The organism is Pseudomonas sp. Irchel s3b5, assembly GCF_900187435.1.
GTDB lineage: Bacteria > Pseudomonadota > Gammaproteobacteria > Pseudomonadales > Pseudomonadaceae > Aquipseudomonas.
Genome location: NZ_FYDY01000014.1, coordinates 49,034 through 74,845, shown reverse-complemented (window position 1 = coordinate 74,845; position 25,812 = coordinate 49,034). Strand labels below are relative to the sequence as shown.

24 protein-coding genes are annotated in these 25,812 nt (G+C 55.3%); 15 read left to right on the top strand and 9 right to left on the bottom strand.

The window, feature by feature from the left end:
• Positions 1–70: 70 nt before the first annotated feature.
• From CKW15_RS16325 to CKW15_RS16310, 4 genes are all read right to left on the bottom strand, one after another.
• Entirely contained in the window at positions 71–1,093 is a 1,023-nt protein-coding gene (locus CKW15_RS16325) for a transketolase family protein (protein ID WP_095152418.1), read from the bottom strand.
• Entirely contained in the window at positions 1,090–1,938 is an 849-nt protein-coding gene (locus CKW15_RS16320) for a transketolase (protein WP_095152417.1), read from the bottom strand. The genes CKW15_RS16325 and CKW15_RS16320 overlap by 4 nt, the downstream gene beginning before the upstream one ends.
• Before the next feature lie 17 nt (positions 1,939–1,955).
• Positions 1,956–3,254: an MFS transporter gene (locus CKW15_RS16315; protein WP_095152416.1), complete on the bottom strand. Its 1,299-nt coding sequence runs from the start codon at positions 3,252–3,254 to the stop codon at positions 1,956–1,958.
• 100 nt (positions 3,255–3,354) lie between these two features.
• A complete protein-coding gene (locus CKW15_RS16310; protein WP_090455942.1) occupies positions 3,355–4,104 on the bottom strand; it encodes an SDR family NAD(P)-dependent oxidoreductase in 750 nt (249 codons plus the stop codon).
• A gap of 207 nt (positions 4,105–4,311) precedes the next feature.
• Here CKW15_RS16310 and CKW15_RS16305 point away from each other — a divergent pair, with 207 nt between their 5' ends.
• Positions 4,312–5,226, top strand: a complete 915-nt coding sequence (locus CKW15_RS16305; RefSeq protein ID WP_095152415.1) for a LysR substrate-binding domain-containing protein — start codon at positions 4,312–4,314, stop codon at positions 5,224–5,226.
• Positions 5,227–5,461: 235 nt separating this feature from the next.
• Here CKW15_RS16305 and CKW15_RS16300 read toward each other — a convergent pair whose 3' ends face one another.
• Genes CKW15_RS16300 through CKW15_RS16290 form a run of 3 tightly spaced genes read right to left on the bottom strand, consistent with a single transcriptional unit; the run spans position 5,462 to position 9,003 of the window.
• Complete coding sequence (locus CKW15_RS16300; RefSeq protein WP_305883341.1) at positions 5,462–6,913, bottom strand: NAD-dependent succinate-semialdehyde dehydrogenase; 1,452 nt, start codon at positions 6,911–6,913, stop codon at positions 5,462–5,464.
• Between the two features lie 28 nt (positions 6,914–6,941).
• A complete protein-coding gene (locus tag CKW15_RS16295) occupies positions 6,942–7,952 on the bottom strand; it encodes a dihydrodipicolinate synthase family protein (RefSeq protein WP_090454380.1) in 1,011 nt (336 codons plus the stop codon).
• A 46-nt stretch (positions 7,953–7,998) separates the two neighbouring features.
• A complete protein-coding gene (locus CKW15_RS16290) occupies positions 7,999–9,003 on the bottom strand; it encodes an ornithine cyclodeaminase family protein (protein WP_095152413.1) in 1,005 nt (334 codons plus the stop codon).
• Positions 9,004–9,521: 518 nt separating this feature from the next.
• On the opposite strand from CKW15_RS16290, the gene CKW15_RS16285 reads away from it, so the two are divergent.
• Positions 9,522–10,634 carry an FAD-dependent oxidoreductase gene (locus tag CKW15_RS16285; protein WP_095152412.1) on the top strand — a complete coding sequence of 371 codons (1,113 nt, stop codon included), beginning with the start codon at positions 9,522–9,524 and terminating at the stop codon, positions 10,632–10,634.
• 108 nt (positions 10,635–10,742) lie between these two features.
• Here CKW15_RS16285 and CKW15_RS16280 read toward each other — a convergent pair whose 3' ends face one another.
• On the bottom strand, positions 10,743–11,336 hold the full coding sequence (locus CKW15_RS16280) for a TetR/AcrR family transcriptional regulator (protein ID WP_056723297.1): 594 nt from the start codon (positions 11,334–11,336) through the stop codon (positions 10,743–10,745).
• Between the two features lie 332 nt (positions 11,337–11,668).
• On the opposite strand from CKW15_RS16280, the gene CKW15_RS16275 reads away from it, so the two are divergent.
• The 7 genes from CKW15_RS16275 to CKW15_RS16245 all read left to right on the top strand — a co-directional run bounded on the left by CKW15_RS16275 (position 11,669) and on the right by CKW15_RS16245 (position 17,741).
• Complete coding sequence (locus tag CKW15_RS16275) at positions 11,669–11,911, top strand: hypothetical protein (protein WP_095152411.1); 243 nt, start codon at positions 11,669–11,671, stop codon at positions 11,909–11,911.
• Positions 11,912–11,913: 2 nt separating this feature from the next.
• Positions 11,914–12,369, top strand: coding sequence for a hypothetical protein (locus tag CKW15_RS28125; protein WP_143498459.1), 456 nt, complete (start codon positions 11,914–11,916; stop codon positions 12,367–12,369).
• A 3-nt stretch (positions 12,370–12,372) separates the two neighbouring features.
• Positions 12,373–14,049 carry an FAD-binding oxidoreductase gene (locus CKW15_RS16265; RefSeq protein WP_095152409.1) on the top strand — a complete coding sequence of 559 codons (1,677 nt, stop codon included), beginning with the start codon at positions 12,373–12,375 and terminating at the stop codon, positions 14,047–14,049.
• The gene (locus tag CKW15_RS16260; protein ID WP_218239568.1) at positions 14,046–14,390 is read left to right on the top strand and encodes a cytochrome c; all 345 of its coding nucleotides are present in this window, start codon (positions 14,046–14,048) and stop codon (positions 14,388–14,390) included. Before CKW15_RS16265 ends, CKW15_RS16260 begins: the two co-directional genes overlap by 4 nt.
• On the top strand, positions 14,387–15,559 hold the full coding sequence (locus CKW15_RS16255) for an MFS transporter (RefSeq protein ID WP_143498457.1): 1,173 nt from the start codon (positions 14,387–14,389) through the stop codon (positions 15,557–15,559). Before CKW15_RS16260 ends, CKW15_RS16255 begins: the two co-directional genes overlap by 4 nt.
• A gap of 43 nt (positions 15,560–15,602) precedes the next feature.
• A complete protein-coding gene (locus CKW15_RS16250; protein WP_090454395.1) occupies positions 15,603–16,376 on the top strand; it encodes an SDR family NAD(P)-dependent oxidoreductase in 774 nt (257 codons plus the stop codon).
• 66 nt (positions 16,377–16,442) lie between these two features.
• Positions 16,443–17,741, top strand: coding sequence for an NADH:flavin oxidoreductase (locus CKW15_RS16245; protein WP_095152407.1), 1,299 nt, complete (start codon positions 16,443–16,445; stop codon positions 17,739–17,741).
• Between the two features lie 122 nt (positions 17,742–17,863).
• Here CKW15_RS16245 and CKW15_RS16240 read toward each other — a convergent pair whose 3' ends face one another.
• A complete protein-coding gene (locus tag CKW15_RS16240) occupies positions 17,864–18,487 on the bottom strand; it encodes a TetR/AcrR family transcriptional regulator (RefSeq protein WP_095152406.1) in 624 nt (207 codons plus the stop codon).
• 610 nt (positions 18,488–19,097) lie between these two features.
• Here CKW15_RS16240 and CKW15_RS16235 point away from each other — a divergent pair.
• The 6 genes from CKW15_RS16235 (at position 19,098) to CKW15_RS16200 (ending at position 25,752) form a co-directional block, all read left to right on the top strand.
• Positions 19,098–20,267, top strand: a complete 1,170-nt coding sequence (locus CKW15_RS16235) for a p-hydroxyphenylacetate 3-hydroxylase oxygenase component (protein WP_095152405.1) — start codon at positions 19,098–19,100, stop codon at positions 20,265–20,267.
• A gap of 77 nt (positions 20,268–20,344) precedes the next feature.
• Positions 20,345–21,295, top strand: coding sequence for a p-hydroxyphenylacetate 3-hydroxylase reductase component (locus tag CKW15_RS16230; protein ID WP_095152404.1), 951 nt, complete (start codon positions 20,345–20,347; stop codon positions 21,293–21,295).
• Between the two features lie 1,033 nt (positions 21,296–22,328).
• Positions 22,329–23,327 (top strand): fumarylacetoacetate hydrolase family protein, encoded by a 999-nt coding sequence (locus CKW15_RS16215; RefSeq protein WP_095152403.1) that lies wholly within the window; start codon positions 22,329–22,331, stop codon positions 23,325–23,327.
• An 83-nt stretch (positions 23,328–23,410) separates the two neighbouring features.
• Entirely contained in the window at positions 23,411–24,340 is a 930-nt protein-coding gene (locus tag CKW15_RS16210; protein ID WP_095152448.1) for a VOC family protein, read from the top strand.
• 18 nt (positions 24,341–24,358) lie between these two features.
• A complete protein-coding gene (locus CKW15_RS16205; protein ID WP_095152402.1) occupies positions 24,359–24,712 on the top strand; it encodes a Rieske 2Fe-2S domain-containing protein in 354 nt (117 codons plus the stop codon).
• Positions 24,713–24,843: 131 nt separating this feature from the next.
• Positions 24,844–25,752 (top strand): transporter, encoded by a 909-nt coding sequence (locus CKW15_RS16200; protein ID WP_095152401.1) that lies wholly within the window; start codon positions 24,844–24,846, stop codon positions 25,750–25,752.
• The last annotated feature ends 60 nt before the right edge of the window (positions 25,753–25,812 follow it).

Here is a 25,812-nt window from a genome sequence, read left to right as displayed (position 1 = left end):
AGGCTGAGGAAGTTTACTAACTTGCATCGAGTTGAACGGCACCTGGGGGGCAGGTGCCTTTGGAGTGCGGTTACAACCAACCTTTAATCTGTGCGCAAACGGCTCGAGTTGAGATTCCGTAACGATCATGCAACGTCGGCAGGGCACCTGCGTCAAGGAACGCGTCGGGCAAAGCAATCTGCCTGAAAGTTGGCGTCACTCCGTTACGCAGCAGCACCCCTGCAACGGCCTCGCCAAGACCGCCAATGATCGAACTGTTTTCTGCTGTGACCACCAGCCGACCTGGCTTCCTTGCCTCGGCAAGAATGGTTTGCACATCCAGGGGTTTGATCGTTGGTACGTGCAGCACGGCGACATCGACGCCGTCGGTTTGCAGTGCCTTGGCGGCTTCCAGTGCGCGCATGGTCATCAGGCCGGTGGAGATGATCAGAACGTCGTTACCGGTGCGCAGGGTCTTGGCTTTGCCGATCTCGAACTTGTAGCCGTACTCGTCCAGCACCAGTGGCACATTGCCGCGCAGCAAACGCATGTACACCGGCCCCTGATGCGCGGCGATGGCGGGCACGGCCTGTTCGATTTCGAGTGCATCGCACGGATCGACGATCATCAAGTTAGGCATGGCGCGGAAGATCGCCAGGTCGTCCGTAGCCTGGTGGCTTGGGCCGTAACCAGTGGTTAGGCCGGGCAGGCCGCAGACGATCTTGACGTTGAGGTTTTCCTCGGCGATGGCCATGCAGATGAAGTCATAGGCGCGACGGGAGGCAAACACGGCGTAGGTAGTGGCGAACGGCACGAAACCTTCCCGGGCCATACCCGCAGCTGCGCTCATCAGCAACTGCTCGGCCATGCCCATTTGATAGAAGCGATCCGGATGAGCTTTGGCGAAGATGTGCAGGTCGGTGTACTTGGACAAGTCGGCGGACAGGCCGACGATATCCGAGCGTTGATCCGCCAATGCAGCCAATGCATGCCCAAAAGGGGCCGACTTGGTAGCTTGGCCTTCGGAGGCAATGGAAGCGATCATCGCCGAGGTAGTCAGGCGTTTTTTGATTGGCTCGCCAGTCGAAGTCGGCGTGTTAGCGGCGTTGCTCATTGGTCTTTTCCTTCTTCAAGGTTGCTCAGTGCCAGATCCCACTCGTGTTCTTCCACGCGAATGAAATGCGTCTTCTCGCGGGTTTCCAGGAAGGGGACGCCTTTGCCCATTTTGGTGTCGCAGATGATCACGCGGGGTTGGGCGCCGGGATGATTGCGTGCGGCATCGAAGGCGGTGACGAGTGCATCAAGGTCATTGCCATCGACGCGCTGAGTGAACCAACCAAAGGCTTGCCAGCGATCGACGATGGGTTCGAACGACAGGATTTCACTGGAGTAACCATCGGCTTGTTGGTTGTTGACGTCGACGATGGCGATCAAGTTGTCGAGTTTCCAATGCGAGGCCGACATCACCGCTTCCCAGGTCGAGCCTTCATTCAACTCGCCGTCCGACAGCAGGTTGTAAACGAAGGAGGGCGAGCCCTTGCGCTTGAGGCCCAGGCAGGCACCGACCGCGATACCCAGGCCCTGGCCCAAGGAGCCACCGGTGATTTCCATGCCCGGGGTGTAGGCGGCCATGCCCGACATCGGCAGACGGCTGTCATCCGAACCGTAAGTTTCCAGCTCGTCGAGCGGGATGATTTCGGCTTCGATCAAGGCCGCGTACAGCGCAATGGCGTAGTGACCGATGGAGAGATAGAAGCGATCACGCTGTTCCCATTCAGGATCTGCAGGCCGATGGTTCATGGCATGGAAGTAGGAGACTGCCAGCAGGTCGGCAGCACCGAGGGCCTGGCCAACATAGCCCTGTCCCTGTACTTGGCCCATTCGCAGCGCATGGCGGCGAATGTTGTGCGCGCGTTCAACCAGGGTCGTAGATGAAGCGAGTGAAGGATTAGTAGTCATGGTGAAACTCCATTAACTCAACGATTGACCAAGGCGGCGGGGATGCGCAGTACCAGAGCGGCCCCCGCGAACAGCACACCAGTGATCAGGTACATGCCGATGGCGCTTGAGCCGGTGATTGTGGTGATCCAGCCGATCAGATAAGGCGAGCAGAACCCGGCGAGGTTGGCGAAGCTGTTGACCGCTGCGATGCCGGCGGCGGCAGAAACGCCCCCAAGCAGCGTGGTCGGTAACATCCAGAACAATGAGGTCGCAGACAAAATGCCGGATGCGGCCAAGCAAAGACTGAGGATGGACAGCGTTGGATTTCCACCCATCAGCGCTGCCAGACTCAGGCCAATAGCACCGGCAATCATCGGAATGATAAGGTGCCAGCGGCGCTCGCGATGCTTGTCACCACTGCGTCCAACCAGCAGCATGGCGGCAATGGCGCAGAGGTAAGGCAGGCTGGTCAGAAAGCCGATATGCAGTGGATCGGAAACGCCTGAATTGCGTACCAGAGTGGGCAGCCAGAAGGTGATTGCGTACTGTCCCATCACCACACAGAAGTAGATGGCAGCCAGCAACCACAGACGACGATCGCGAATGAATTCACCGACTGAGGCATGGGTGACTTTCTGCTGATCGTCTTCAGCCAACTCCCGAGTGATCAGGGCTTTTTCTTCGTCATTGAGCCAGGTGGCCTGATGCACTCCGTCTTTGAGGTAGCTCAGTACCAGAAGACCGACAACGACCGTGGGTACAGCCTCCAACACGAACATCCATTGCCAGCCTGCCCAGCCATGCATGCCGGCGAAGTGATTCATGATCCAGCCGGAGAGGGGGCCACCCACCATCCCCGACAGAGGAATGGCGATGAACCACAACACGGTCATGCGTGCGCGACGATAGGATGGAAACCAGTAGGTGAGGTACAGCAACAGGCCAGGCGCGAGACCGGCTTCGGCAATGCCTAAAAGAAAGCGAAGGGCGTAGAACTGCCAGGCGGTTTCGACGAAGGCGAACAGAGCGGAAACGATGCCCCAGGTGATCATGATGCGCGCGATCCAGACCCGCGCCCCGACCTTGTGCAAGATGATGTTGCTAGGCACTTCACAGAGGAAATAGCCGATGAAGAACATGCCGGCGCCAAGCCCGTAGACCGTTTCGCTAAGCGCCAGATCGTTCATCATTTGCAGCTTGGCAAAGCCGACGTTGACGCGATCAAGGTAAGCGCACAGGTAGCACAGCATCAGGAAGGGCATCAAGCGCCAGGCCGTTTTCCGGTAGGCGTTGGAACGCACGGTCGAAACCGCTTCGAGCGACAGGGTAGTCATGATGGTCTGATCTCTTGTTTTTATTGACTGCCAGGCCATGAGACCCGGCTACGTCATCGATCCAGAACCGCACGAGCCGCAAAGGCCCGCCCAGGTGTACTCAATGAATCAGCATGCCGCCGTTCACATCCAGAGTGATGCCTGTGAGGTAAGAGGATAGGTCGCTGGCCAGGAACAGGGCGGCGTTGGCGACATCCTGTGCTGCACCGAGTCGGCCCAGGGGAATGCCGTCGATGATCGCGTGGCGGCGATCGTCCTGCATCAGGCCACCGGTGATGTCGGTGTGAATCAAACCGGGGGCGATGGAGTTGACGCGAATGTTGTCCGGCCCCAGTTCCCGTGCCATGGCTTTGCCCAGACCCAGCACACCGGCTTTGGCCGCACTGTAATGAGGGCCTCCAAAGATGCCGCCGCCCCGCTGAGCAGAAACGGAAGACATGCACACAATGCTGCCGGAAGATTGTTGGCGCATGTGCGGAATCACGGCCTGCGACATCAGCAGGGTGCCGCGCAGACTGACGTCCAGCACCTTGTCGTAATCTGAAGGGCGGATGTCCAGAGTCTTGAGTGGCTGAGTAATGCCGGCATTGTTGACGAGGACGTCGATGCGGCCGAAGTGCTCGATGATTTTGGCAACGGCCTGCTGAACCTGCGATTCGTCAGCAACGTTGGCCGCAAGACCGAGATGACCTTCGCCCAAGGAAGCAGCGGCATCACGGGCAGCGGATTCATCCAGGTCAAGGATCACGACGTGAGCGCCCTGTTGCGCGAAGGTGGTCGCTGTCGCGCGGCCAATCCCACGTGCGGAGGCTGCACCGGTGATGATCGCGACTTTGCCTTGGAGAAGCATGGGAGTACCTCATTGTTCTTATTGGAGAGTGCTATTGGGTCGATCCGCAGCGAATCGATGACTCAGCTTGTGCTCCACTCCGTTCCTGAGCAATAACGCGAACTTCACTGTGTGCTGAAAAAAATTCAGCACTCGTCATTTGTGCAGTTGGATGGTTGAATGGCTAGATGCCCGGCTCAGGCTATTTACAGCGGAAAAATCATCACCATGCGTTCAACCGGCGAAGTACCCCCGACACTGCCACCCCTGAAAGCCATTCAGGCCTTTGAGCAGACAGCGCGCTTTGGCAATGTCGCCCGCGCTGCCGAATTGCTGGATTTAACGCCTTCGGCGGTCAGCCACCAATTGGCCAAGCTTGAGGCGATGATCGGGCGACAGCTGTTTTTCCGAACCGCCAGAGGTGTGACCCTGACGCCGGTGGGCGAGCAGTATCTGACCGAGGTGTCCGGCATCCTGCACAGCCTTGCCGTGGCGACCGAGCGCGCGACCAGTGACTTCAGCCTCGATTGCCTGCGCTTGCACTCATCGCCCAGTTTCGGACTGCTGTGGCTGATGCCGCGCCTGGAGCAATTCCGCCAGAGTCATCCTGACATCCAGCTCAACCTTTCGTGTTCCTATGAGTCACTGCACTTCAGTCGGGACAAGATCGACGTGGACATCCGCCACGGAATGCCCAACTGGCCCAGTTTCGAAGTGCGCACGGTGCGCAATGAAAAAATCGCGGTCATGGCGTCTCCCAAACTCCTGGAAAAACGACCCATTCGTGCTGTTGCGGATTTGCTGGACTGCAACCTGATTCTGTCGGAGGCGACGCTCATTAAGTGGCCACAGTTGTTTGCACAACATGGACTATCGCGCCCTGAAAAGCCTTACACACTGAGTTTTGACCGTTCCTATATGACGCTGGAGGCAGCCAGCCACGGGCTTGGATTCGCCCTGGAAAGCACACTGCTTGCGCAGGATTATCTAGCGCGTGGAACGTTGGTCGAGGTAGTGCCGCAGTTGAGTGCGGCAATCACTGCACACCACCTGGTTTTCCCGAAAGCGCATTCCAACTTCCCAAGGGTCAGAAGATTTCTGGAGTGGATGCAGGCGGAGTTGGGGCATGACTTCAATTATTGAACTGGATGTCATTACACGCCGCATCTCATCAGATTGCCTAGCGAGTGTCTGCTTTTGGGCGTGGTATCAGATGCGTAACTTGTGTCGATCTCGTAGAGCGAGACGAGGGTTTGGAGCCCCACTGATACGCCTTATCAGTGAGGCCATTGAGCAAAATTTACAGCGCCGTGATGAATGCGTATAGGTGAGGGCGCATGTTTTATAGACATACACCTCCTCACCTACTATCGCCGGCTTACAAGCCGCCCAGTGCGACGTACTTGATTTCCAGGTAGTCGTCGATCCCGTATTTTGAGCCTTCCCGGCCAAGTCCGGAGCTCTTCACGCCGCCAAAGGGTGCAACTTCTGTGGAGATCATCCCCTCGTTGACGCCCACCATGCCAAACTCAAGATTGTCGACGACACGGAAGATCAGGCCGACGTCACGTGCGTACACATAGGCTGCCAAGCCAAAAGGTGTGTCGTTGGCCATCGCAATTGCCTCGTCCTCAGTCTCGAAACGGAAGAGGGGAGCGACAGGGCCGAAGGTCTCATCATTGAATATCAGTGCATCGCGTGACACATCGGTGAGCACTGTTGGCTCGAAGTAACTACCGCCCAAGGGGTGACGCTTGCCTCCGGTAGCAATGCGTGCACCTTTTTCCACCGCATCAGCAATGTGCTCTTCGACCTTTTGCACTGCATCCCCATTGATGAGCGGACCCAGTACCACACCGTCATCCATGCCATTACCGACCCTGAGCGCAGCGGCTGCATCCGCGAGCTTCTTCGCAAACTGATCGTAAACACCCGATTGAACGAGCATGCGGTTGGCGGCAACGCAGGCTTGACCTGTGTTGCGGTACTTGGCGGCAATTGCACCTTTCACTGCGGCATCGATATCAGCATCGTCAAAGACGATGAACGGCGCGTTGCCGCCCAGTTCCATACTCGCCTTTTTGATGGTCGGAGCGCACTGGGCCAGCAGCAGCGATCCAACTTCGGTCGAACCTGTGAAGGACAACTTGCGAACGACCGGGTTTGCGGTGAGCTCCCCGCCGATTGCGCGGGCCGAGCCCGTGACGACGTTACACACACCAGGCGGCAGACCGGCGCGCTCGGCGAGTACGGCCAAAGCTAGTGCCGAAAGGGGGGTCTGACTGGCCGGCTTGATAACTCCAGCGCAACCAACCGCCCAGCCCGGACCGGCTTTGCGTGTAATCATCGCGGAGGGGAAGTTCCACGGTGTGATGGCTGCAAAAACACCGATAGGGGCTTTCTGCACGAGAATGCGCCGACCGTCCACATTCTGCGGAATGATGTCGCCATTCACGCGCTTCGCCTCTTCCCCGAACCATTCGATGAAACTTGCGGCGTAAAGGATTTCGCCACGGGATTCCACCAAGGGCTTACCCTGTTCGGCCGTCAGGATGACCGCCAGGTCCTCGATGTTTTCAAGCATTAGCTCATAGAGCTTGCGCAGGACCTTTGCACGCTCCTTTGGCAGGGTCTTGCGCCATCCCTGCATGGCGCGTTCGGCCGCTGCGATTGAGCGGCGAGTCTCGGTCTCTCCACCGTTTGGTACGCGCGCTACCAATTCACCAGTGGCTGGATTGCGGATCTCGATTGTCTGACCACTGTCTGCCTGGACCCATTCGCCGTCGATCAACATTGCCTGACGCAGCAGGTCGGGGTCTTTCAGATTCAAGGTTGCGGTGCTATTCATCGGGCAGACCTCAAATGGAGTTACGACCGATGAAGAAGGCTTCATCGAGGTCGGTGGTCGGGTTCAATCCAGCAGCTTCCAGCCCTTTACGTAGCACAGCCATGTCGCGCTGGTACACGCGTTGGGTCGGGTGCGGCATAGGACCACCGTTATAACCCTGCAACCAGCCTTGGTATTTCCACATCATGCGATTGAGAAGCCCGTTTGCCGCCATTGGCAGGCTTGCAAACGCTTTACGTGCCGGATCCATTTTGTACCAGAGTTGAGTTGCCTCATCGTAGTTGCCCGCACGGATCAACTTGTGGATCTGTGGTAGCAATGGGCCGTAGTAAGAGGAGTAGTTGGTTCCGCAGAATGGGATGTCCATCACTTGTGCCAAAGGCACGTACTCATATTCAAGCGGAGATGAGATAACGACTTCTTCATGGAACTCGCGGTGAACTTCGATCGCCGACATGATGTAAGGCAGTCCGCCTTCGGCTTTGATTGCAACGACGTTGGGGATCTCGTCGACCATGCGACGTAGCACCGCCAGAGGAATATCGGCAGGGTGCAAGCGGCTGAAACCCCAGGCGGGAAGCGGGAAGATGATTACGCCCAGGTTCGTCGCGTCGCAGATCGCCTTGGTGTACTCGAAAACTTCGTCATAGGACTTCGGATAGAAGAACGGAGGATAGCCAAGCAGTACAAGGTCGGCGCCGGCAGCTTCGGCTCGCTTCACGGCCTCAATGTTATCTTCCAGCGTGTTGAACACCGCGTGGTGAACGATCACGAGACGGCCGGCTGCTTGATCGGCCATGATTTGACAGAACTCACCGTACTGCTCTTGGGTGATGGCTACCTCCGAGCAGGACAGCGAACCGACGAAGCCGTGCTTGATTGCTAGTTCTACGTCGTGGCGAATGGCTTTCTCATTGATGCGTTTGAAGTCGGAGGTCATTGTTGGAATCGTAACGTTGGCGACCCCAACGAGTTTTTCGCGTGCCCAGTCTCGAGCGTCCTTCTTATTGTAATTGGCCATGTAAGGCTCCTGTTAGTCAGGGTTGGTGATAGTCGTTGCTGTTCGCTCAGCGCTTTGTTTCAAAATCGATTGGCAGTGGTGTTGCGAGCCCTGCTTCAAGTGCCTTGGTCAAGATGAGTTCCGCTACCACAATGTCTTGAAGACCACCGCCGACTGACTTGAACATCGGGGCCTTGGCTTGCTTCAACTGCTCACTGCAGGCACCACTCATCAGGTCAGACAGGCTGAAGGCTTTGTGTCGAAATTCGATCCCGGCGGTATGGGCAGCAAGCATGTCTCCTGTTTCTTCCAGCACTTCTTCCAGGGTGTCGCAGATGATCAAGTCACTGCGCTCTACGACGGAAATGTCTATTTCACGCTGCTCCGGGATGGTCGAGCCGATCGAAACGACTGTGGCCCCCGACTTCAACCAATCGCCAAACAGAATCGGCTTTTCATCACGCGAGCGTGCGGCGGTGAGCACAATGTCGGCGCCTTCCACGGCCTCTTGTGCTGAGCCAACACCCCGGGCGGGCACACCGAGATCTCTTGTCGCAGCTGCGGCAAATGCTTCGCGACGTTCGGGAGTCGGACTGAAGACGACAATTTCCGTTAGTTCGCGGACGCTGGCGAAAGCACGGATGTGCATCGAAGCTTCCAACCCACTTCCTATGACGGCAAGACGAGCAGGTTTCTGTGGAGCGAGGCGGTCAAGGGCTGCTGCCGACGTAGCTGCAGTCCGGAATCCAGTCACCAGATTTGCGTCAATGAAAGCAGCAATGCGATTGGTCGTCCGGTCGAAGAGGACAATGACGTACTCGATTCCCGGTGGCGCATCTCCCATGTTCGAGCCCATCAGCTTGGCACCGAAGTAACGTCCTCCTGCTGGAATAGCCGGCAAGGTGCGTAGCCAGGTTTTCTCAAGACTTGCAACGGTTCGGGGTGGAGTAGCCCTAGCTGGCAAGTGTTGCCCGTAAGCGGCCTGAAGCGCGGCGATCGCATCTTTCCAACGGAAAACTTCCTGCGCGGCAGCGCTTGAAACGAACACGGGAGACTGGGAATTTGCGGTCATACGACGAGCTCCGGAAAGGCAGAGAAAGTTGAAGGAAAACGCGAGCCGGCCTGGTGAGGCGCGCTCCGAGTAGGGTTGTAAACTTAACTCAAACAACATAAACAAAACGATGCGTATACAAAGTATTGTTGGCTTGTAACGCTATTGTCAATGGCTTTTAGGACTAAAGCTCGGTTCGATTTGAGATGGTTGCGAAATCAAAACGGAACGTATAGATTTGATATGAGTTCAGCAACCCTGATGCCTGAGGAGCGCTATGACGCTGGGAGGGTGGGTGATTGAGGGGCTGGAGGGTGCTAACCAACGGATGGATTCGGCGGCCGCGTTACAGGTGCGTGTATTCGACTGAGCGTGTGATCTGCGCGACGCCTTCGGCTCACCGCAGAAGACTACAACGAGGGCTTTGTTCGGTCGCGGATGTCTCTAGCCGAGGCGTACTTCGATTCACCAATCTGCCAAACAAGCTGTGTCATTGAATAACAGTTACCACCCGCCAAAGAAGCGGAGAGGAGACAAGAATGAGTCAAGTTAAGCGCGTTTTGATTGTAGGCAGCGGAATCGGCGGTGCCACCGCAGCTTATGCGCTGCGCAGGGCAGGAGTGGACGTCCACTGTATCGATATCAAACCGGGGATTCCCTCGGCAGGGTCGGGCATTTGCCTGTTACACAACACGGTCCGAGCATTGAACATGATCGGATTGGCGGAGCCTTGTCTTGACAGTGGTATGCGATTCGACGCTTTTCGGCAGTTTGATTCCTCTGGTCAGCTCCTGCGTTCGGATCCTGCACCTCCCAGCTGTGGCATCCGTCGGCCAGAACTTGCTCGAATCCTGGAATCGGCAGCGCTAGGGGCAGGGGCGGTTCTGGATAAAGGGTTGACGATTGAACATCTCGACGACCGTGGGGACTGCGTCGAAGTTAAATTCTCGGATGGTCGAGAGGCTACCTATGACTTGGTTGTGGCTGCAGATGGCGCCTACTCCAAGCTCCGCGATCAGGTTTTCGGTGCCGAGTGCAGGCCGCATTTTGCAGGTCAGAGTGTATGGCGTTTCAATGCGCCGCGTCCGGCTCAGATTGATGGGTTCTGTTTGTACCGCAGCCCGTCAGGGAAAACAGTGGGTTCATTCCCGACATCGGAGGACACCTGCTACCTGTTTTATCTCGAGAACAGTGTGGAGCCTCTGCGGGTACCAGAGGATCAAGCGAGCGCGATGATTCGCGAGCGCCTTGCCGAATATACCGCGCCCGCTGTATTGGAAGCTCTTGACCAGGTGACCGATGCCAAGCAGGTTATCTTCCGTCCGCTGGATATCACTCTGGTGCCGGCACCTTGGTACCGTGGCCGTGTAGTGCTCATCGGCGATGCTGCACATTCTCCAACGCCGCATATGACGTCGGGAGGTGGGATGGCCATCGAAGATGCCGTGGTGCTTGCAGACTGCGTATCCAAGACTCAATCGGTTAACGAGGCATTGGCGATGTATAGCGAGCGCCGATTTGAACGATGCAAAATCATTTGTGACGCGTCATTGCAACTTTGTCGCTTTGAGCAGGAAGATCCACTGAAAAATAGAGAGAAGTCGGCAGCTCTATTGCTGAAAACCTATCAATATTTGGGGCAGCCTATCTAGACCATCAGTTTGACGTTATCTATCAAAGAGTCCCGATTCACCTCTCAAGGTGAATGGGGACTGAGTCAACTCATACTTTTATAACGATCAGCAGCCAAGCAGGGCTGTTCAGTTTTCTGAGTTCGTTACTCCCAGCAAGTGGTAAATGTAGTCGATATGCGACTTAGCAAATTCCTCGTTTAATGGGGCGTGACCAACCAACAAGCGCATGTAGACTGCTGAGTAGATTATGTCCATAAGCGACTCGACATCGGTATCGCTTGGGATCTCACCGCTGCGTTTCCATTCTTCAAGTGTTTCTTTAACTATCGCGCGTCGCCCATAGTGGAATCTCTCTCGAAAGGCTCGTAATACTGAAGGGTCAGATTGTCCCTCGGCTATGATTTGAGCAAGGATTCGGCCTGGCCAACCAGAAAACTGCTCTACCAGTGTGCGGAAATGAGCAGCAATGGCCTTTTTTGGGCCGAGTTCAATTGGCAGTGGAGTCTTGAGAAGATGGTTTTCAATGAATGCGTCAATCACGAGCAGCGCTTTAGAGTCCCACCATCTGTAGATCGTTGCTTTGCTGACCCCGGCTTCCTTTGCAATTGCCTCAATCGAGATGGCCTGAATAGAGTTCTCGTGTAGCAACTTTATGGTCGAATTCAGTATTTGCAGCCGAGTAGCTTCGCTGCGTGGTCGTCCTAAAGACTTCTCCTGCATAAAGTATTCCTTAATAAATGACTAATTTTAACAGGAGCGTAATGCTGCATGTGCTCACTCTGCTGCGTGGGCGGCTGCCTGCTGAAATCAAGCTGAGGCGTTTCTGATCGTAGCCAACAGACCACTCAAGAAGCAATGTAAAAAACGCTTTGAGTCTGGTCGGGCGAATGCGGGAGGCCCGTGTGGGCTGACTCTGTAGGCAGATGAAGGCTGCCAGCTGACGAAATAGTAAACAGTTAGGTTGCACAAAACGGTACGGATCGTATATGTTTGTTTCGCGCATATGAAGCCTGTCACGGGCATAACAACAAGAACGCGCGGAGGAGACAAACATGCATCAGGGTTCGAGCCTGAAAGGCGATGTTGCGACCGATACCATTGTGGGCCGTATCTGGCACTCGACCAGTGAACAGGTGGCTGAACGCGACAAGCACTTCGCGCCCGCTGATTTCCAATACTTCCCCATCAACGCTGCTTCGACGCGCTATACCACCGGCTCGATCCTCGACGCCGATCTCAGTCTCTTAATCGGAGTTCAGAGCTCCGCTACATTCCTCAGCATTTTCGGGGAGTGAGCATGTCGATCCCCAATATTTCCAATCTTAGATTTGGGCGGCGCCAGTTTCTCGTGTCCACCGCAAGTGCCGCGACGCTCGCCATGCTGGGGGCGCTACCGGTGCTCGCGAAGCCATCCCGAGAGATCATTCTAGAACCATTCGACCCCAGTCAGTTTGATGTTCGCTTTGTAGTGACGGACCGCCGATTGCCGCAAAGCCTTGCTTTCGCCATTGAGCATGCCAAAAAAGATAGTGCGCGGCTTGAAGTCACGAATGGACTCACGAGGCTTTGGCAGGAATCGCTCGTACCGTTTTGGCGTGAGCAAGGTGGCGCTGTCGCCGGACTCACTACGCGCGAGGTTTGGCATTGCCTTGCAGAACAAGCACGCAGCCAGTCGCGCCGTACGGTTGTGCTGCATCAGTACGACGTACCGGCGAGCCAACCCAATCCTTTGGTTTCATGGATCATCGCGTGAATTATGAGAACACCCCCGAATGTTTCCCCCGAAGTTTTTTCCGTCGCACTACAGGCGTTTGCTGGTGTAGTCGGAAAAGAATGGGTCTTCGTTGAGGACGAGGATCTGTTTCCCTACCGTGATTCTTATTCCCCGCTGCGCGACACGCCCGAGGATCGAAGCGCATCAGCTGCCGTGGCGCCCGGTTCGGTTGAAGAGGTGCAGGCGGTCGTGCGCATTGCCGATAAGCACCGCATACCGCTTTATACGATTTCCACCGGCAAAAACCTCGGCTACGGCGGTTCAGCGCCCAATCATGGCGGCAGTGTTGTGCTGGATCTGAAGCGGATGAACCGCATCATTGAGGTCAACGAAAGCAACGGCTACGCAATCGTGGAGCCCGGCGTCAGCTATTTCGATCTGTATAACTACATCCAGGAACGTGGCCTGAAAGTGTGGTTGGATGTCGCCGACCCGGGCTGGGGCAGTGTGGTTGGCAATGCGCTTGACCATGGTGTAGGTCACACGCTGTCGCGCTTTCGCAATCATTTCGATTCGCACTGCGGCATGGAGGTGGTGCTGGCCAATGGGGAGATGGTTCGCACAGGAATGGGAGCGCTACCCGGTTCCCAGACGTGGGGACAATTCAAGATGGGGATGGGGCCGATCCTGGACGGCATTTTTTCCCAGTCCAATTTCGGCGTTGTCACCAAGATGGGCATCTGGTTGATGCCGGCACCCGAGGCCTTCATGCACGGCATGGTGATGGCCGCGCGTTATGACGATCTGCACGCCGTAGTGGAATTGCTCAAGTACGTCGAGAACACCGGCTTAGCCTCTGGTGCGCCGGAAATGGGCAGTCCACTGCTCGGCATCAGCAATTACACGAAACATCTTGTAGACGCCTTTTACGAAGGTCCGCCGCAGCTGCAGAAGCAGCATGCTGATCTGATTGCGAAAGCCAGTGTCGGTTACTCGGCTGAACTGCAGAAGTATGGGCTGGACAACAACATTCCTTACTGGGTGCTTAACCTGAAGTTCTACGGACCACCGAAGGTGATCCAGGCCCAGTGGGAGGCGGTACAGGAGCTGGCGGAAAAATCGATCAAGGGTGTTCGCTTTCAGGCTGGCCAGATTCAGAGCGATCCGCACAAAGCTTCCGCTGAGTGGACGGTTTACCCTCAGGATGTGGGTGTACCGAATATGGATTTCTTCGGCATGGGAACACGTGCAGGAGGCAACCCGCATCCGATGCGCGGCCATATGTGGTTCTCTCCGGTTATTCCACAGACTGCGCAAGGCATTCTCGAAGCCAATCGCGTCTTCGAAGAAGCGTACCGGACCCTGCCTGCGCTGCAGAATGTACCGATCTGGAACCTCAGGCCTTTTGCGTTGCCTGCGCCGTTTTTCGAGCGTGCTTTCCTTTTCATCGTAGGTTTCCCGATCACCGATGATACGGCGATGAACAAAGCCTCCATCAAGGCGTATCGGACGCTGCTCGATATCGGCGCACAGCATGGCTGGGGCGAATATCGTTGCCACCCAGAATTCCAGGACCAGGCCATGGGCCTGTATTCGTACAACAACAACAGCCTGCTGCGCTTGAACGAGGTCATCAAGGACGCCATCGATCCTAACGGAACTCTTTCGCCGGGCCGCTACGGCATATGGCCCAAGCACTTGAGGAAGGGCGCCAAATGAAGACGAATTGTCTCATCGTGCTGATGATGCTGGCAGGCCTGGCAGTCGCCTCCGAACCGGCCAGGGACGTCGAACCGGGTCAGCGTGGAAAGCAGGTTTTCGATCAGTGGTGTGCGATCTGTCACGCCGCAGCTCCACGCATGCCCGGCACTGCTTCGCTGGCGGCCAAGTATGGCGGCAGCTTACCGGCTGCATTGGAAGACCGCACTGACATGCCCCCGGCCTTCATCAAGTATTTCGTTCGCAACGGCGTACTGATCATGCCGGCATTTCGTAAAACCGAAATAGCCGACGCCGACCTTCAATTGCTCGCCGACTACCTAAAGGCTAAAGACCAATGAGCTCACATTCTGTTTCTGAAACTCTGAGCAAGACTGCTAGCAATCGTCGAGAATCCCGCAACGGTACCGCAGCGCTCGTCATAGGGCATTGCGCTGGCCTGATGGATATCACCACTTTACCGATCTGGGTCGGAATCGTCCTGATCGGGCAGCTGGCACTTGATCCTCAGAGTGCAGGTTTCCTGCTGACGCTTTTCCTGGGGTCGGTCGTACTTAGCAGCCTGTGTATCGCACCAAAACTATCCCGACTCAACCGCAAGCGCATAGCATCGGCGGCTTATGCAGTGGCTGGTATGGCCTTCGCCAGTATGCCAAGCGTAAGTGGCAGCTATATCCTTTTGGCTTCGGCGCATGTCGTCGCAGGCCTAGCGGTCGGCTGCGGTCTGTCGATAGTTCACGGGACGATGGGTGGTACTGCCAATCCGCACCGCACAGCGGCGATGGCTTTTACTACCCTGAGCCTGGTGTCCATTCTGGTGATGGCGACACTGCCTCCGCTAGTGGGCAGGATCGGCCCGAACATATTCTTCTATACGATGTCGGGCATCATGTTCACTGCCGCACTGGCCGCACTGCTGGCTTTTCCGAACGTCGCCCGCACGGTCCAGCACGATCGATCCGCGTTCGCCAAGTTGCCTACGCGAGTATGGTTCGGCATCGCCGGCGTGAGTCTACTGATGGTGAGCCATTCGATGGTCTTCGGCTTCATCGAGCGTGTAGGGGGCTGGCACGGATTCAGCGCGGCGCAGATCACCACGGTGCTTGTCATCAGTGGCTTCGTGAATCTCGTACCTGTCGCGCTTTCCAGCCTCCTCGAACGCCACTTGTCGGCCTCGGGCGTAGTCATAGCTGGCCCTCTGATCCAAGCCATTGCAGCTGTCGCTGTGACCCAGTTCAGTGGCTACGGGGTTTACATCGTAGCAACCTCAGTTCTCATCGCCGTCGTCACATTTACCCATGTCTTCGCATTCGGGGTGCTGGCGCGTCTGGATCCGTCCGGTCGCGTGGTCGCGGCCACCCCGGTGATGGTCATGGCAGGTTCGGCTACTGGCCCACTCCTTGGGGGCGTGCTCGCCCTGCATGTTGGCTATGGCAGCTTGGGTTGGGCGGCGTTGGTATTGGGGCTTTTGTCCGCCCTCTGCTTTCGCCTTGGTACCCGTAAGGCGTGATGAAAAACAACAACAGTATGAAGTCCCTTACTAGAGGATTGGTATGAGCAAGCGATTGCAGGACAAGGTCGTTTTACTGACCGGCATTGGCAGTGGAATGGGGCGCGAGACAGCTCGGCTGTTCGCTAGCGAAGGTGCGATCGTCGTCGGCTGCGACATCAATCCCCAGACGGCCGCAGAAACCGCGAAACTGGTAGAAAGCGATGGTCATTCCATCGACGTGGTTGCTCCTGTTGACCTCAGCGACCGCGACGATGTAGCGCGTTGGATCGATGGTGCTGCCGCTCGGCATGGCCGCATTGACGCACTTTATAATAATGCCAGTCTGCCGCGTTTTGCGCCTTTTGCGGTGCAGAGCGACGCCGACTATGTCTTCACCATCCAGAATGAACTCGATCTTGTCTGGCGTGCTTGCCAGCTTGCCTGGCCGTATCTGGTGAAGTCCAAAGGTGCCATTGTCAACATCGGCTCCGGTGCTGGCATGCAGGGAGCGAGAGCGCTTCCGCAGGCTGCACATGCCGCGGCGAAAGGTGCGGTCCTTGCCCTGACGCGCCAACTGGCCGCAGAAGGCATCGCTGTTGGTGTACGGGTTAACTCGGTCAGCCCTGGTGTAATGAACACCCCGCCGGTTCAGGCGATGTATCGGGAGTTTGGCGACAAGGCACCCGTGGCCCCGATCGTGGAGCGCACCCTGACGGGTAAGCCGGGCGAGCCGATCGCTGTCGCTTGGGCAGGCCTTTACCTGACCTCTGATGAGTCTAAATGGGTCACCGGGATCAATATTCCCGTGGACGGTGGCGCCAGCTCAATCATGTAAGTCGATTCGGATTCAGTTGATTGAACCCGGCAAGCCGACCCTATACAGGCAAGAGTAGCTTTGACCATGACCAACATTTCGATGAATACAAGCGATGCAGCCAAGGTGCTGGCAAGCCCGCTGCAGATCAATGGATTGCAGATTAAAAACCGCATCATCCTTGGGCCGATGGCGGTACTTCGCCCGACCGAGGACGGCCGCCCAAGTGAGCAGACCATCGCGTTCCTCAAGCGTCGTGCGCAGGGCGGGGTGGGCCTGGTCATCGTTGGTGGATCGGTATGCAGCGAACGAGCCTGGAATGAGTCGCCGTTTTCGCCAAACCTTCGCTTTGACAAAGACGCATTCGTCGATGACCTCAAGCGTGTGTCCGATGCTGTACATGAATGTGGTGCGGCAGTGTTCGCGCAGCTGTTTCCGAGCTTCGGCCGCATGGGCGTGCCGCGCAACGGTCAGTGGATTTTGGCGGCCAGCCCGAAGCCGGTGAACCTGGGGGCTGGCGGCTTGCCCAACCATCTCTATATCCCCGGTGGCCGAATAACACCAGTGCCACACGAGGCCAGCATCCAGGAGATCAAGGACATCGAGGCGAGCGTCGTCGCCGGTGCACGCCGGGCCAAAGCTAGTGGTTTCGATGGTGTCGAGATTGGCGCACACATGTGCTACTTCTACTCGTCCTTTTTGTCCCCGCTGGCCAATCAACGCACCGATGAATACGGTGGTTCGGTTGCGAATCGCGCTCGAGCCTTACGCGATGTGGTTGCAGCAGTGCGCGCCGAAGTCGGCCCGGATTATCCGGTGGGGGTGCGCATGAGTGTGAATGACCATATGCCCGACGGTCAGGGGCCGCAGGGTTACGCTGAGGTCGCAGCGCACATCGCCGAAGTCGGCCTGGACTTCATCTCGCTAAGCGAGGGCAACTACGAGTCGATGCGTGACAATGTGCCGAGTACTTCCGGCAATATGCTGAACCACGGGGAGCCGCAGGCCTTCCGCAAGGCACTGGGTAGCGGGGTGCTCCTGTTCCTTTCCAGTACTCCAGATCCCCGGCAAGCGGCGGCGGCTATTTGGGACGGCGATGTCGATGCAAGCATGCTGGCACGACAGATGCTGGCCGACCCTGATTATGCGTTGAAGGTCATCGAAGGTCGTGAGGCTGAGATCGTGTGGTGCGACCATGCCAATTCCTGTTTACGCAGGCTGATACTCAACGCGCCGGTTGCCTGTCATAAAAACCCGGAGATGGGACGCGAGGATCCGAAAGCCAAACGTTCCAGTCCGGTTCAGAACCTGGGCGTCTGGGTAGCCGGTAACAATGTGCTGATGGGCGTTGCCGATAAGCTCGTCCGCGCTACGCAAAAGAAATGACCCAATTGGGGCGAGCATTTCGATCAGTCTTATAGCGAGATGAGCGGGGTGTTCGTTTCCAATGGCTCGACGTCGGTATCCGATCAACTCAACGCCTGCGCACTGAACTTGATGAATAACGACTAGGCCTCGGGGTCAGTGCTCTTAACACCCAGTAAGTGGTACACAAAGTTTATGTGCGACTCGGCAAATGCTTGGTTAAGTGGGGCGTGTCCAATCATGAGTCGCATGTAAACGGCCCCGTAAATCAAGTCCATCAGTATCTCGATATCCGTATCGGGAGATATCTCGCCGCTCACCCTCCATTCCTCTAGCGTTTCTCGAATTATCGCGCGCCTTCCATAATGAAACCGCTCTCGAAAATCTCTCAAAGTAGAGGGGTCTGACTGACCTTCCGCGAGTATTTGTGCGACCAGTCGACCAGCCCAACCAGAGTATTGGTCTACGAGGGAGCGGAAGTGCTGAGCAATTGCCTCTCTCGGACCCAGTTCTCGTGGCAAGGCTGTCTTCAACATTTGGTTCTCTATGAACGCATCGATAACGACTAACGCTTTGGAGTCCCACCACCGGTATATGGTTGATTTACTAACGCCAGCTTCTCGTGCTATCGCCTCGATTGAGATGGCTTGAATGGATTTTTCCTGCAGCAGCCTGATGGTGGCATCCAGGATCTGACGGCGTGTAGCTTCGCTTCGTGGGCGACCCACTATCGATTTGGTGGTCGATACAGGTTTTTTAGTCGACATTTTCAAGATCCCTTACCCAGGTGCATTTGTTTCTAAAAAACAAAAGCCCAGGATGGCTCTCGTCAAGGAAATAATTAGTATACGCAGTGTTTAGTATATTGCCTGTGCGTGAAAAATTCTACCTTGGCTGTGCTCAATCCAGCAGGAAAATGTTCGCTCGTATTAATCTTTTTTTGTTGTTTAAAGCGCGGGTTAGGGTGCTCTAGCAGAAGGCTTTGTTACAGTGAAAATTGCTTCGCTTGGTCGACACTCTGCAAGTCATTGCGTTTCGTTTGTATGAGGTTTTTCGCTCGGATCTGTTGTCGGCAAGTCGGCGGCGCGGGGGGGGGGGGGCGAGTCAGGAGGGAAGGGCAGTGGCCATCTTTAAACAGTCAGCGATGAACATCACTTCCAGGTCCATTCTTCTTCGCGTTTTGTTCGTTGCTTAAAGACTCTATGAAAAGTGCAATCTTCTATTTGTAACGTGCATTTTTCGTAGTGCCCCAGCACCTCATACTGACCGGGTGCTCACGCGCTTACCCGCTTGCCATCTAGCGTACGGTGCCTTCTGGCGCTGTTCGCAAGCGACTGCCAAGAGGGGCGCCACTATCCAATAATAATGAGACCGCCCATGAAAACTCCAAACCCGCTGCTGGAAGACCTAAAAGGTGTTCTGCCTACTATCGCGGCTAATGCCTTCGAGGCCGAACGCGCGCGTTGTGTTCCCACCGATAATATCGCTTTGCTCAAAGGCATTGGTATGCACCATGCGTTGCAGCCGAAAAAGTACGGCGGCATGGAGATCTCTCTGCCTCAGTTTGCCGACTGCATCGCATTGTTGGCCGGTTCCTGTGCCAGCACGGCCTGGGCCATGAGCCTTCTATGTACTCACAGTCATCAAATCGCAATGTTTTCCAGCAAGCTGCAGGATGAGATGTGGGGAAATGACCCCGATGCTACTGCCAGTAGCAGCATCGCGCCTTTTGGGCGCACCGAGGAGGTGGAGGGAGGCGTCACTTTCAGTGGTGAGATGGGATGGAGTTCAGGCTGTGATCATGCCGAATGGGCGATCATGGGGTTCTTTCGTGAGAATGCTGGAGGCACTCGGGATTATTGTTTCGCGGTGCTGCCAAGTAGTGACTACGAAATCCGTGATGACTGGTTTGCCGTTGGTATGCGTGGCAGCGGTAGCAAAACCCTGATCGTCAAGAATGCTTTCGTGCCCGAGCACCGAATCCAGAAAGCCAAGGACATGATCGAAGGCAAGTCGGCGGGCTTTGGTTTGTATCCGGACAGCAAGATTTTCTTCGCCCCTTATCGGCCTTATTTCGCCAGCGGTTTTTCGACTGTCAGCCTGGGTATTGCCGAGCGCATGTTGGATGTCTTTCGCGAGAAAACCCGCAACCGCGTCCGTGCCTACACCGGTGCCGCTGTCGGCGCAGCCACCCCGGCATTGATGCGCCTGGCCGAATCCACGCATCAAGTTGCGGCTGCCCGAGCGTTGCTGGAAAAAAGCTGGGAGGAGATTGCCGAATACAGCGAGCGCCACGAGTACCCTAGCCGCACCACGCTCACGTTCTGGCGTACCAATCAAGGCTATGCCACGAAAATGTGTATCCAGGCTGTGGACCGTCTGATGGAAGCGGCCGGCGGCGGCGCCTGGTTTGAAACCAACGAGTTGCAACGCCTATTCCGCGACGCACATCTTACGGGGGCGCACGCCTATACCGACTATGACGTTTGTGCACAGATACTTGGTCGCGAACTGATGGGTCTTGAGCCCGATCCCTCAATGGCCTAAGGCCGTTCGCCCTAAAGCCACAAGCCCCTCATAAAAATAATCAGAGCGCGCCCAGGGGGCGTGCTCGGGAGTCTTGCATGTCCGATATTAATGAAATTGCAGCTTCTTCTGCCTTCGATTCGCGTGCATTTCGCCGCGCCTTAGGTAACTTCGCCACCGGTGTGACAGTGGTGACAGCCGCCGATCACGATGGCCGAAAAGTGGGGGTGACGGCCAATAGCTTCAACTCGGTGTCGCTCGATCCGCCGTTGATTCTCTGGAGTATCGATAAGCGATCAACCAGTCATGATGTATTTGCTGCCGCTACCCACTTTGCCGTGAATGTGCTTGCTGCAGATCAAATTGATTTGTCGAACAATTTTGCCCGTCCGAAAGACGATCGTTTTGCTGGCATCGAATACGAGTCAGGTCACGGAGGGGCGCCCATTCTTGCTGATTGCTCCGCGCGTTTTCAGTGCGAAAAATATCAGCAGGTGGACGGTGGTGATCATTGGATCATGATTGGCAAGGTGGTGGCTTTCGATGATTTTGGTCGTTCGCCGTTGCTGTACCACCAGGGTGCATACTCCATGGTGCTGCCCCACACGCGCATGACCACGAGTGGTGAAGGTCAGCCGCCTAGCAGTCACTTCCAAGGGCGTCTGAACCATAATCTTTACTACCTTATGACTCAGGCGTTGCGCGCTTATCAAGCAAGCTATCAGCCGCGGCAATTGTCCACCGGTTTACGAACCAGTGAGGCACGTATGCTGATGGTGCTGGAAAATGATGCGGGTCTAAGCCTCACCGATTTGCAGCGCGAGGTGGCAATGCCAGTGCGGGAAATCGAGGAAGCCGTTGTCAATCTCACTCGCAAGGGGTTGGTCTGTGAAGAAGGCGGGCATTTGCGTCTGACGGTTAAAGGTATCGATGAAACAGAAGGGTTGTGGTCAATTGCCCGTGAACAGCAGGACGAAGTTTTCAGGCAATTTAGCGACGACCAATTGGAAACCTTCAAGACCGTGTTGAAAGCGGTTATCAGGCGCTGACCTGATTTAGTTAACAATCAAAACAGACGGCGCCCAAAGCGCCGTTTTTTATGGCTGCGCCAGGCATGGCGCGTAGCGCCGTGACTGGCGCTGTCAGGTTCACTATTTGGTGAACTGGACGACTTGGAGGTGGAAGTCCTCTACACACCCGGCAAGAGGAAGTGTTAGCCAGAGGCAGGGGTGTCGCGGGCGACTGCGAATCTGAAGGAAGCCCGAGGCAAATTGCTGGCCTGACGAACAGGAAGCGGATAGAGGCGGCGCAGCGGGGTAAGACGGCCCACACCGTCAAAGCCGAATACTTACACGGAACGCTGTGACGTATATCCGACAGGCATAAGCAGGAAGGTCGCGCGATTTACCTTGGGAGATCTGCAGGTTTGCCGCCGTGCTATCGAGCGCGGCGAGGCGATGGGATGAACCTGCAGAAGTCAGCCGAGGCCGTAGTAAGTGGCGGAAAAAAAACCACGCCACTAAGGGCCGAACAGGTTATGCCGCCAGTAGGCGTCAGAGTCTCGTCGAATGTCGAAATGCAGAAATTTCTTCGAGGAAGAACTTTCACCCAAAGTCCCAGACGGTATCCGAGGATGACGGCTGGCAGTGCGCAGGCATCGACGGTGGCTATGACGTGGACGAACGCGGAGCCGGGCACGCTGATGGCGCAGGTGCTTGCACCGGCCTTCGTGGGCGACCGACCGCTGCTTTGTCGTTCGGTGCGGTGTTTTTAACCGGCATAAATTGCTTCCTTCGCTATCTAAGACTGCTATCGCTTGGGCGCCAGTAGATCAACCTGACTTAGAATCCTAAAACGATACGGCTCGGCCAGTATTCTGCTTGATCTTTTACATTTCTACTACCATAAATCGCCAAATATTCGGGCTTTAAGAGTCGTATAGCAAAGGAACCTGAGCCTGCAAAGGTAGCGAATAATACGCTTTTTTCTCTCTTTACAAAACGGTACGAGCTGTATAGTCTTTGCGTGCAATATCAGGTGTTGATCCATTCGACCTGACTGACAAGTAAAGAAGGGGTTCATATGAAGCTTGGTCGTATCTCTGTCGACGGTCCGGATGGGGCCACGCCACGATTGGTGCTGGTTGTTCCTGAGGAGCAGCGAGTCATCGATCTCCGCCGTACCCTTCTTTGGGAGCTTGAGCAGGAAGGCGCGTCCTACGATTCCGCACTCCGCTACGCAGAAGGCGTGTTCCCAGGTAGCATGTCGGCCGCAATCGGTTTGGGTAACTCATTTACCCAGGTCGCAGAAAGGATCAACAAATCTCGTCCGGACCGCTATTCCCTTCCCTTCGACAAGGTGACCTGGCTTCCCTCGTCCGACCCTTCTGTCGTTCGCGATGGCTTGACCTTCGTGGGGCACATTAAGGGCTTCCATGAAAAAATTGGTCACGCGCCAAATCCATGCTTGCTCCAAATTCCGGGCTACTTCAAGGGTACGCCTCACACCGTGATTGGCCATGAAGCAGAAGTAGCTTGGCCAGGGTACATCCAGCACATGGATTATGAGCTGGAGTTGGGCTATGTCATCGGCCGCCAAGCTCGCAATCTCCACCCTGACAATGCGCTGGACCACCTGTTTGGTATCACGATCTTCAACGATTTCAGCGCTCGCGACCGTCAGGCCATCGAGATGCCAATTGGCATGGGGCCTACCAAATGCAAGGACTTTGCCTATGGGATTGGACCTTGGATCACTACAGTGGACGAGTTTGCCGATCTTGATCGGATTGGTATGGAAGTTAGAGTTAATGGTGAGGTTTGGGGCAAGGGTGACAGCTCCAACAAGCTCTGGACAATTGCCGAGCTTCTGGCTTGGGCCAGCTTGGGAGAGGTGCTCGTGCCGGGCGACGTAATCGGCTCAGGAACGATGGGTGGTGGTTCGGCTCTGGAGCTTGATCGTAAGCTACAGCCTGGCGATGTTGTTGAGCTTATCGTCGAAGGCGTGGGGACACTGCGCAACAAAATGGGCCAGCCTCAAGAAGGGATCTGGTGGCCAGAGGAACGCAAGCCGTTCATGTAATGGGAGGAGCAGTATGGGTTCGTCATATCAAACCCATACTGGCCGGTAAGGCTGCGAAAAAAATAAAAATAATAGGTGATCAGATGAATATTCTTGGCCCGGATACGCTAATTTTTGGTGTCGATGATGTATCTCTCTGCGAGCAGTTTTTAACGGACTACGGCCTGACTGCCGTAGGCGACGGTCGATTTGAGGCTCTGGATGGAACTGGCGTGGTAATACGCCATCGCTCAGACCCCAGCCTCCCCGCCTGGGAACTGCCCACCGCCAACATGCTGAGAAAAACCATCTATGGCGTGAAGGACAGTTCGGTCCTGGAGCAAATCAAGGAAGAATTTAAGACCGATCGGGAGGTCAAGGTATTGCTCGATGGCTCTCTCGAAATCACCGACGACCTCGGCTTCGTACTCGGTTTCCAAGTCTCGATTCGTAAGACTATTGATCTGCCCGCTGAACGAGTGAATGCACCAGGGCATGTCCATCGCCCTGCAAACGTCACTGGTGTCTCCATTGACACAACTGAACCTACCCCACGCCCGCGCACGCTGTCCCATGTCGTGTACTTTGTTCCAGACGCCGAGAAGGCTGAACAGTTTTATGCGAATCGTCTGGGCTTTAAGGTGACAGACAAATTCATTGGGATGGGGCCATTCCTTCGTCCTGCTGGGACCGCGGATCACCATACTCTGTTCTTGATCCAGACTCCGCCACAACTGCAAGGCTGTGAGCATTTCACCTTCCACATGGGGGGGCCTACCGAGGTGCTTCGTGCGGGCTACGCATTTGCCGCGAAAGGTTACGAGTCATTCTGGGGCCCCGGCCGTCATCGCTTTGGCTCAAATTGGTTCTGGTACTTCAACAGCCCAATGGGCTGCCATATTGAATACGATGCCGATATGGATCAACACGACGATTCATGGGAAGCACGACTGGCGCCAGGAATTGTTGATAATTCGCAGGTATTCCTCTTCCATTGGCGAGAAAAATGGGCGCCAGGTGGTAAGCCGAACTAATCGAATAGCGTGGGCGCCATGATGACGAAAGTTTGCCATATTTCAGATATACATCTTGGTTGCTCGCTAGGTTTCCAATTAACAGGTCATGGCAGCGATCAGTTTTTCATCGTGAATAATGGGGGAACAATGGTAGGGTATTGGAATTCTTGCCCACACTGGCCGGGATCGACGCTGCCATTTAAGAAGGATGAATATCTGGACACCTCAGCGATGTTCATCATCTGTCGTGGGCATGGAGCAGCATTCGATATTAAACCTGGGGTCTGTGTGAGTGGGCCCTGCGTTAGTGAAAGCTTAAAAAAAATTGATCTGCGAATTGATTCTTGTGGAAATATTTTATTAAGGGATCTCGCTGAAGGTGCCATGTAAATACTGAAGCTCCTCTCGGTGGAATGCTCTCGGTAATGTTTCAGATTGTGCGAAGTTATGTGGCTAATGTTGCTTTGCTCGTTAGGAGCGAATGCGTTCTGTTGCATTAAATAAAAATAAAAAGGTGCTTTATGAGTGCGCAAAAAAATGTAGTGCTTTCCGCAGTTTTTGTCACCGTGGCGCTTGCCCAAAGCAACGCACTAGCCCTAGAAAATGGTACCTCTGGCTACCCTAGGGGGATCGTTACCGTAATGAGCGGCGCAGTAGGTGCGCCTGGTGAGACACATGTGTATTCCTATAACACTCATACAGACATTGACTCTATTAGAGATGGCAAAGGGAACAAGGTTTTCCCAAAAGCAAAGGGTTCTGTTAATGCTCATGCTCTGCGGGTGGTTCACACCCTAAAAGATGCACCTACCCTTTTTGGTGGAAACATCTCGCTCCAGATGGCAGTCCCATATGTCGATGGGAGCGTAGATATCCCCGTTTTGGGGTCTTTTATGAAAGACTCGTCAAGCGGATTCGGTGATCCCCTTTTTGGTGCGATAGTTAGTTGGGCTTCTCCCACCTATCTACATAATGTTGAAGTCGATCTTATTGCGCCTTGGGGTAAATACGATGAGCGCTCACTGATAAATCCAGGGGCGAATAACTCGGCAGCATATTTGGCCTATTGTTTTACATGGTTTCCCCTCCAATATCTGGAAGTTAGCTCGAAAATAAGTGTCAATTATAGTTTCGAGAACCACGCGACAGATTATCAGTCGGGCGTGCAAGTTGTGGCGGACTATGGCCTGAACTATCGTTTAGGTCAAAATTGGCTAGCAGGGATCGGTGGCTTCGTGTCTTCGCAACTAAATGATGATCAATTGAATGGCCAAGATGTGGGGAACCGCTCACGCTCGGCTAAAGTTGGGCCACAGGTTGGTTATGCTAGCCGAGACTGGGGAGTTTTTGCTGCTTACCAGAAAGATGTTTACGCCAGGAATTCCCCAAGTGGTGATACGATGATGGTTAACGGGTTCATAAAATTTTAATTCCAAGTGAATGCCGGAAGAATTCCAAACTTAGAGTAGATCAGAATAAGTGGAGAGGTA

Excerpts from the sequence above, each read along its gene's own strand:
- CKW15_RS16245 (WP_095152407.1), top strand. The coding sequence starts at position 16,443 with ATGACCAACATTTCGATGAATACAAGCGATGCAGCCAAGGTGCTGGCA.
- CKW15_RS16285 (WP_095152412.1), top strand. The coding sequence starts at position 9,522 with ATGAGTCAAGTTAAGCGCGTTTTGATTGTAGGCAGCGGAATCGGCGGT.
- CKW15_RS16260 (WP_218239568.1), top strand. The coding sequence starts at position 14,046 with ATGAAGACGAATTGTCTCATCGTGCTGATGATGCTGGCAGGCCTGGCA.
- CKW15_RS16240 (WP_095152406.1), bottom strand. The coding sequence starts at position 18,487 with ATGTCGACTAAAAAACCTGTATCGACCACCAAATCGATAGTGGGTCGC.
- CKW15_RS28125 (WP_143498459.1), top strand. The coding sequence starts at position 11,914 with ATGTCGATCCCCAATATTTCCAATCTTAGATTTGGGCGGCGCCAGTTT.
- CKW15_RS16315 (WP_095152416.1), bottom strand. The coding sequence starts at position 3,254 with ATGACTACCCTGTCGCTCGAAGCGGTTTCGACCGTGCGTTCCAACGCC.
- CKW15_RS16200 (WP_095152401.1), top strand. The coding sequence starts at position 24,844 with ATGAGTGCGCAAAAAAATGTAGTGCTTTCCGCAGTTTTTGTCACCGTG.
- CKW15_RS16215 (WP_095152403.1), top strand. The coding sequence starts at position 22,329 with ATGAAGCTTGGTCGTATCTCTGTCGACGGTCCGGATGGGGCCACGCCA.
- CKW15_RS16275 (WP_095152411.1), top strand. The coding sequence starts at position 11,669 with ATGCATCAGGGTTCGAGCCTGAAAGGCGATGTTGCGACCGATACCATT.
- CKW15_RS16290 (WP_095152413.1), bottom strand. The coding sequence starts at position 9,003 with ATGACCGCAAATTCCCAGTCTCCCGTGTTCGTTTCAAGCGCTGCCGCG.
- CKW15_RS16305 (WP_095152415.1), top strand. The coding sequence starts at position 4,312 with ATGCGTTCAACCGGCGAAGTACCCCCGACACTGCCACCCCTGAAAGCC.
- CKW15_RS16210 (WP_095152448.1), top strand. The coding sequence starts at position 23,411 with ATGAATATTCTTGGCCCGGATACGCTAATTTTTGGTGTCGATGATGTA.
- CKW15_RS16280 (WP_056723297.1), bottom strand. The coding sequence starts at position 11,336 with ATGCAGGAGAAGTCTTTAGGACGACCACGCAGCGAAGCTACTCGGCTG.
- CKW15_RS16320 (WP_095152417.1), bottom strand. The coding sequence starts at position 1,938 with ATGACTACTAATCCTTCACTCGCTTCATCTACGACCCTGGTTGAACGC.
- CKW15_RS16230 (WP_095152404.1), top strand. The coding sequence starts at position 20,345 with ATGTCCGATATTAATGAAATTGCAGCTTCTTCTGCCTTCGATTCGCGT.
- CKW15_RS16255 (WP_143498457.1), top strand. The coding sequence starts at position 14,387 with ATGAGCTCACATTCTGTTTCTGAAACTCTGAGCAAGACTGCTAGCAAT.
- CKW15_RS16265 (WP_095152409.1), top strand. The coding sequence starts at position 12,373 with ATGAGAACACCCCCGAATGTTTCCCCCGAAGTTTTTTCCGTCGCACTA.
- CKW15_RS16325 (WP_095152418.1), bottom strand. The coding sequence starts at position 1,093 with ATGAGCAACGCCGCTAACACGCCGACTTCGACTGGCGAGCCAATCAAA.
- CKW15_RS16310 (WP_090455942.1), bottom strand. The coding sequence starts at position 4,104 with ATGCTTCTCCAAGGCAAAGTCGCGATCATCACCGGTGCAGCCTCCGCA.
- CKW15_RS16250 (WP_090454395.1), top strand. The coding sequence starts at position 15,603 with ATGAGCAAGCGATTGCAGGACAAGGTCGTTTTACTGACCGGCATTGGC.
- CKW15_RS16235 (WP_095152405.1), top strand. The coding sequence starts at position 19,098 with ATGAAAACTCCAAACCCGCTGCTGGAAGACCTAAAAGGTGTTCTGCCT.
- CKW15_RS16295 (WP_090454380.1), bottom strand. The coding sequence starts at position 7,952 with ATGGCCAATTACAATAAGAAGGACGCTCGAGACTGGGCACGCGAAAAA.
- CKW15_RS16205 (WP_095152402.1), top strand. The coding sequence starts at position 24,359 with ATGATGACGAAAGTTTGCCATATTTCAGATATACATCTTGGTTGCTCG.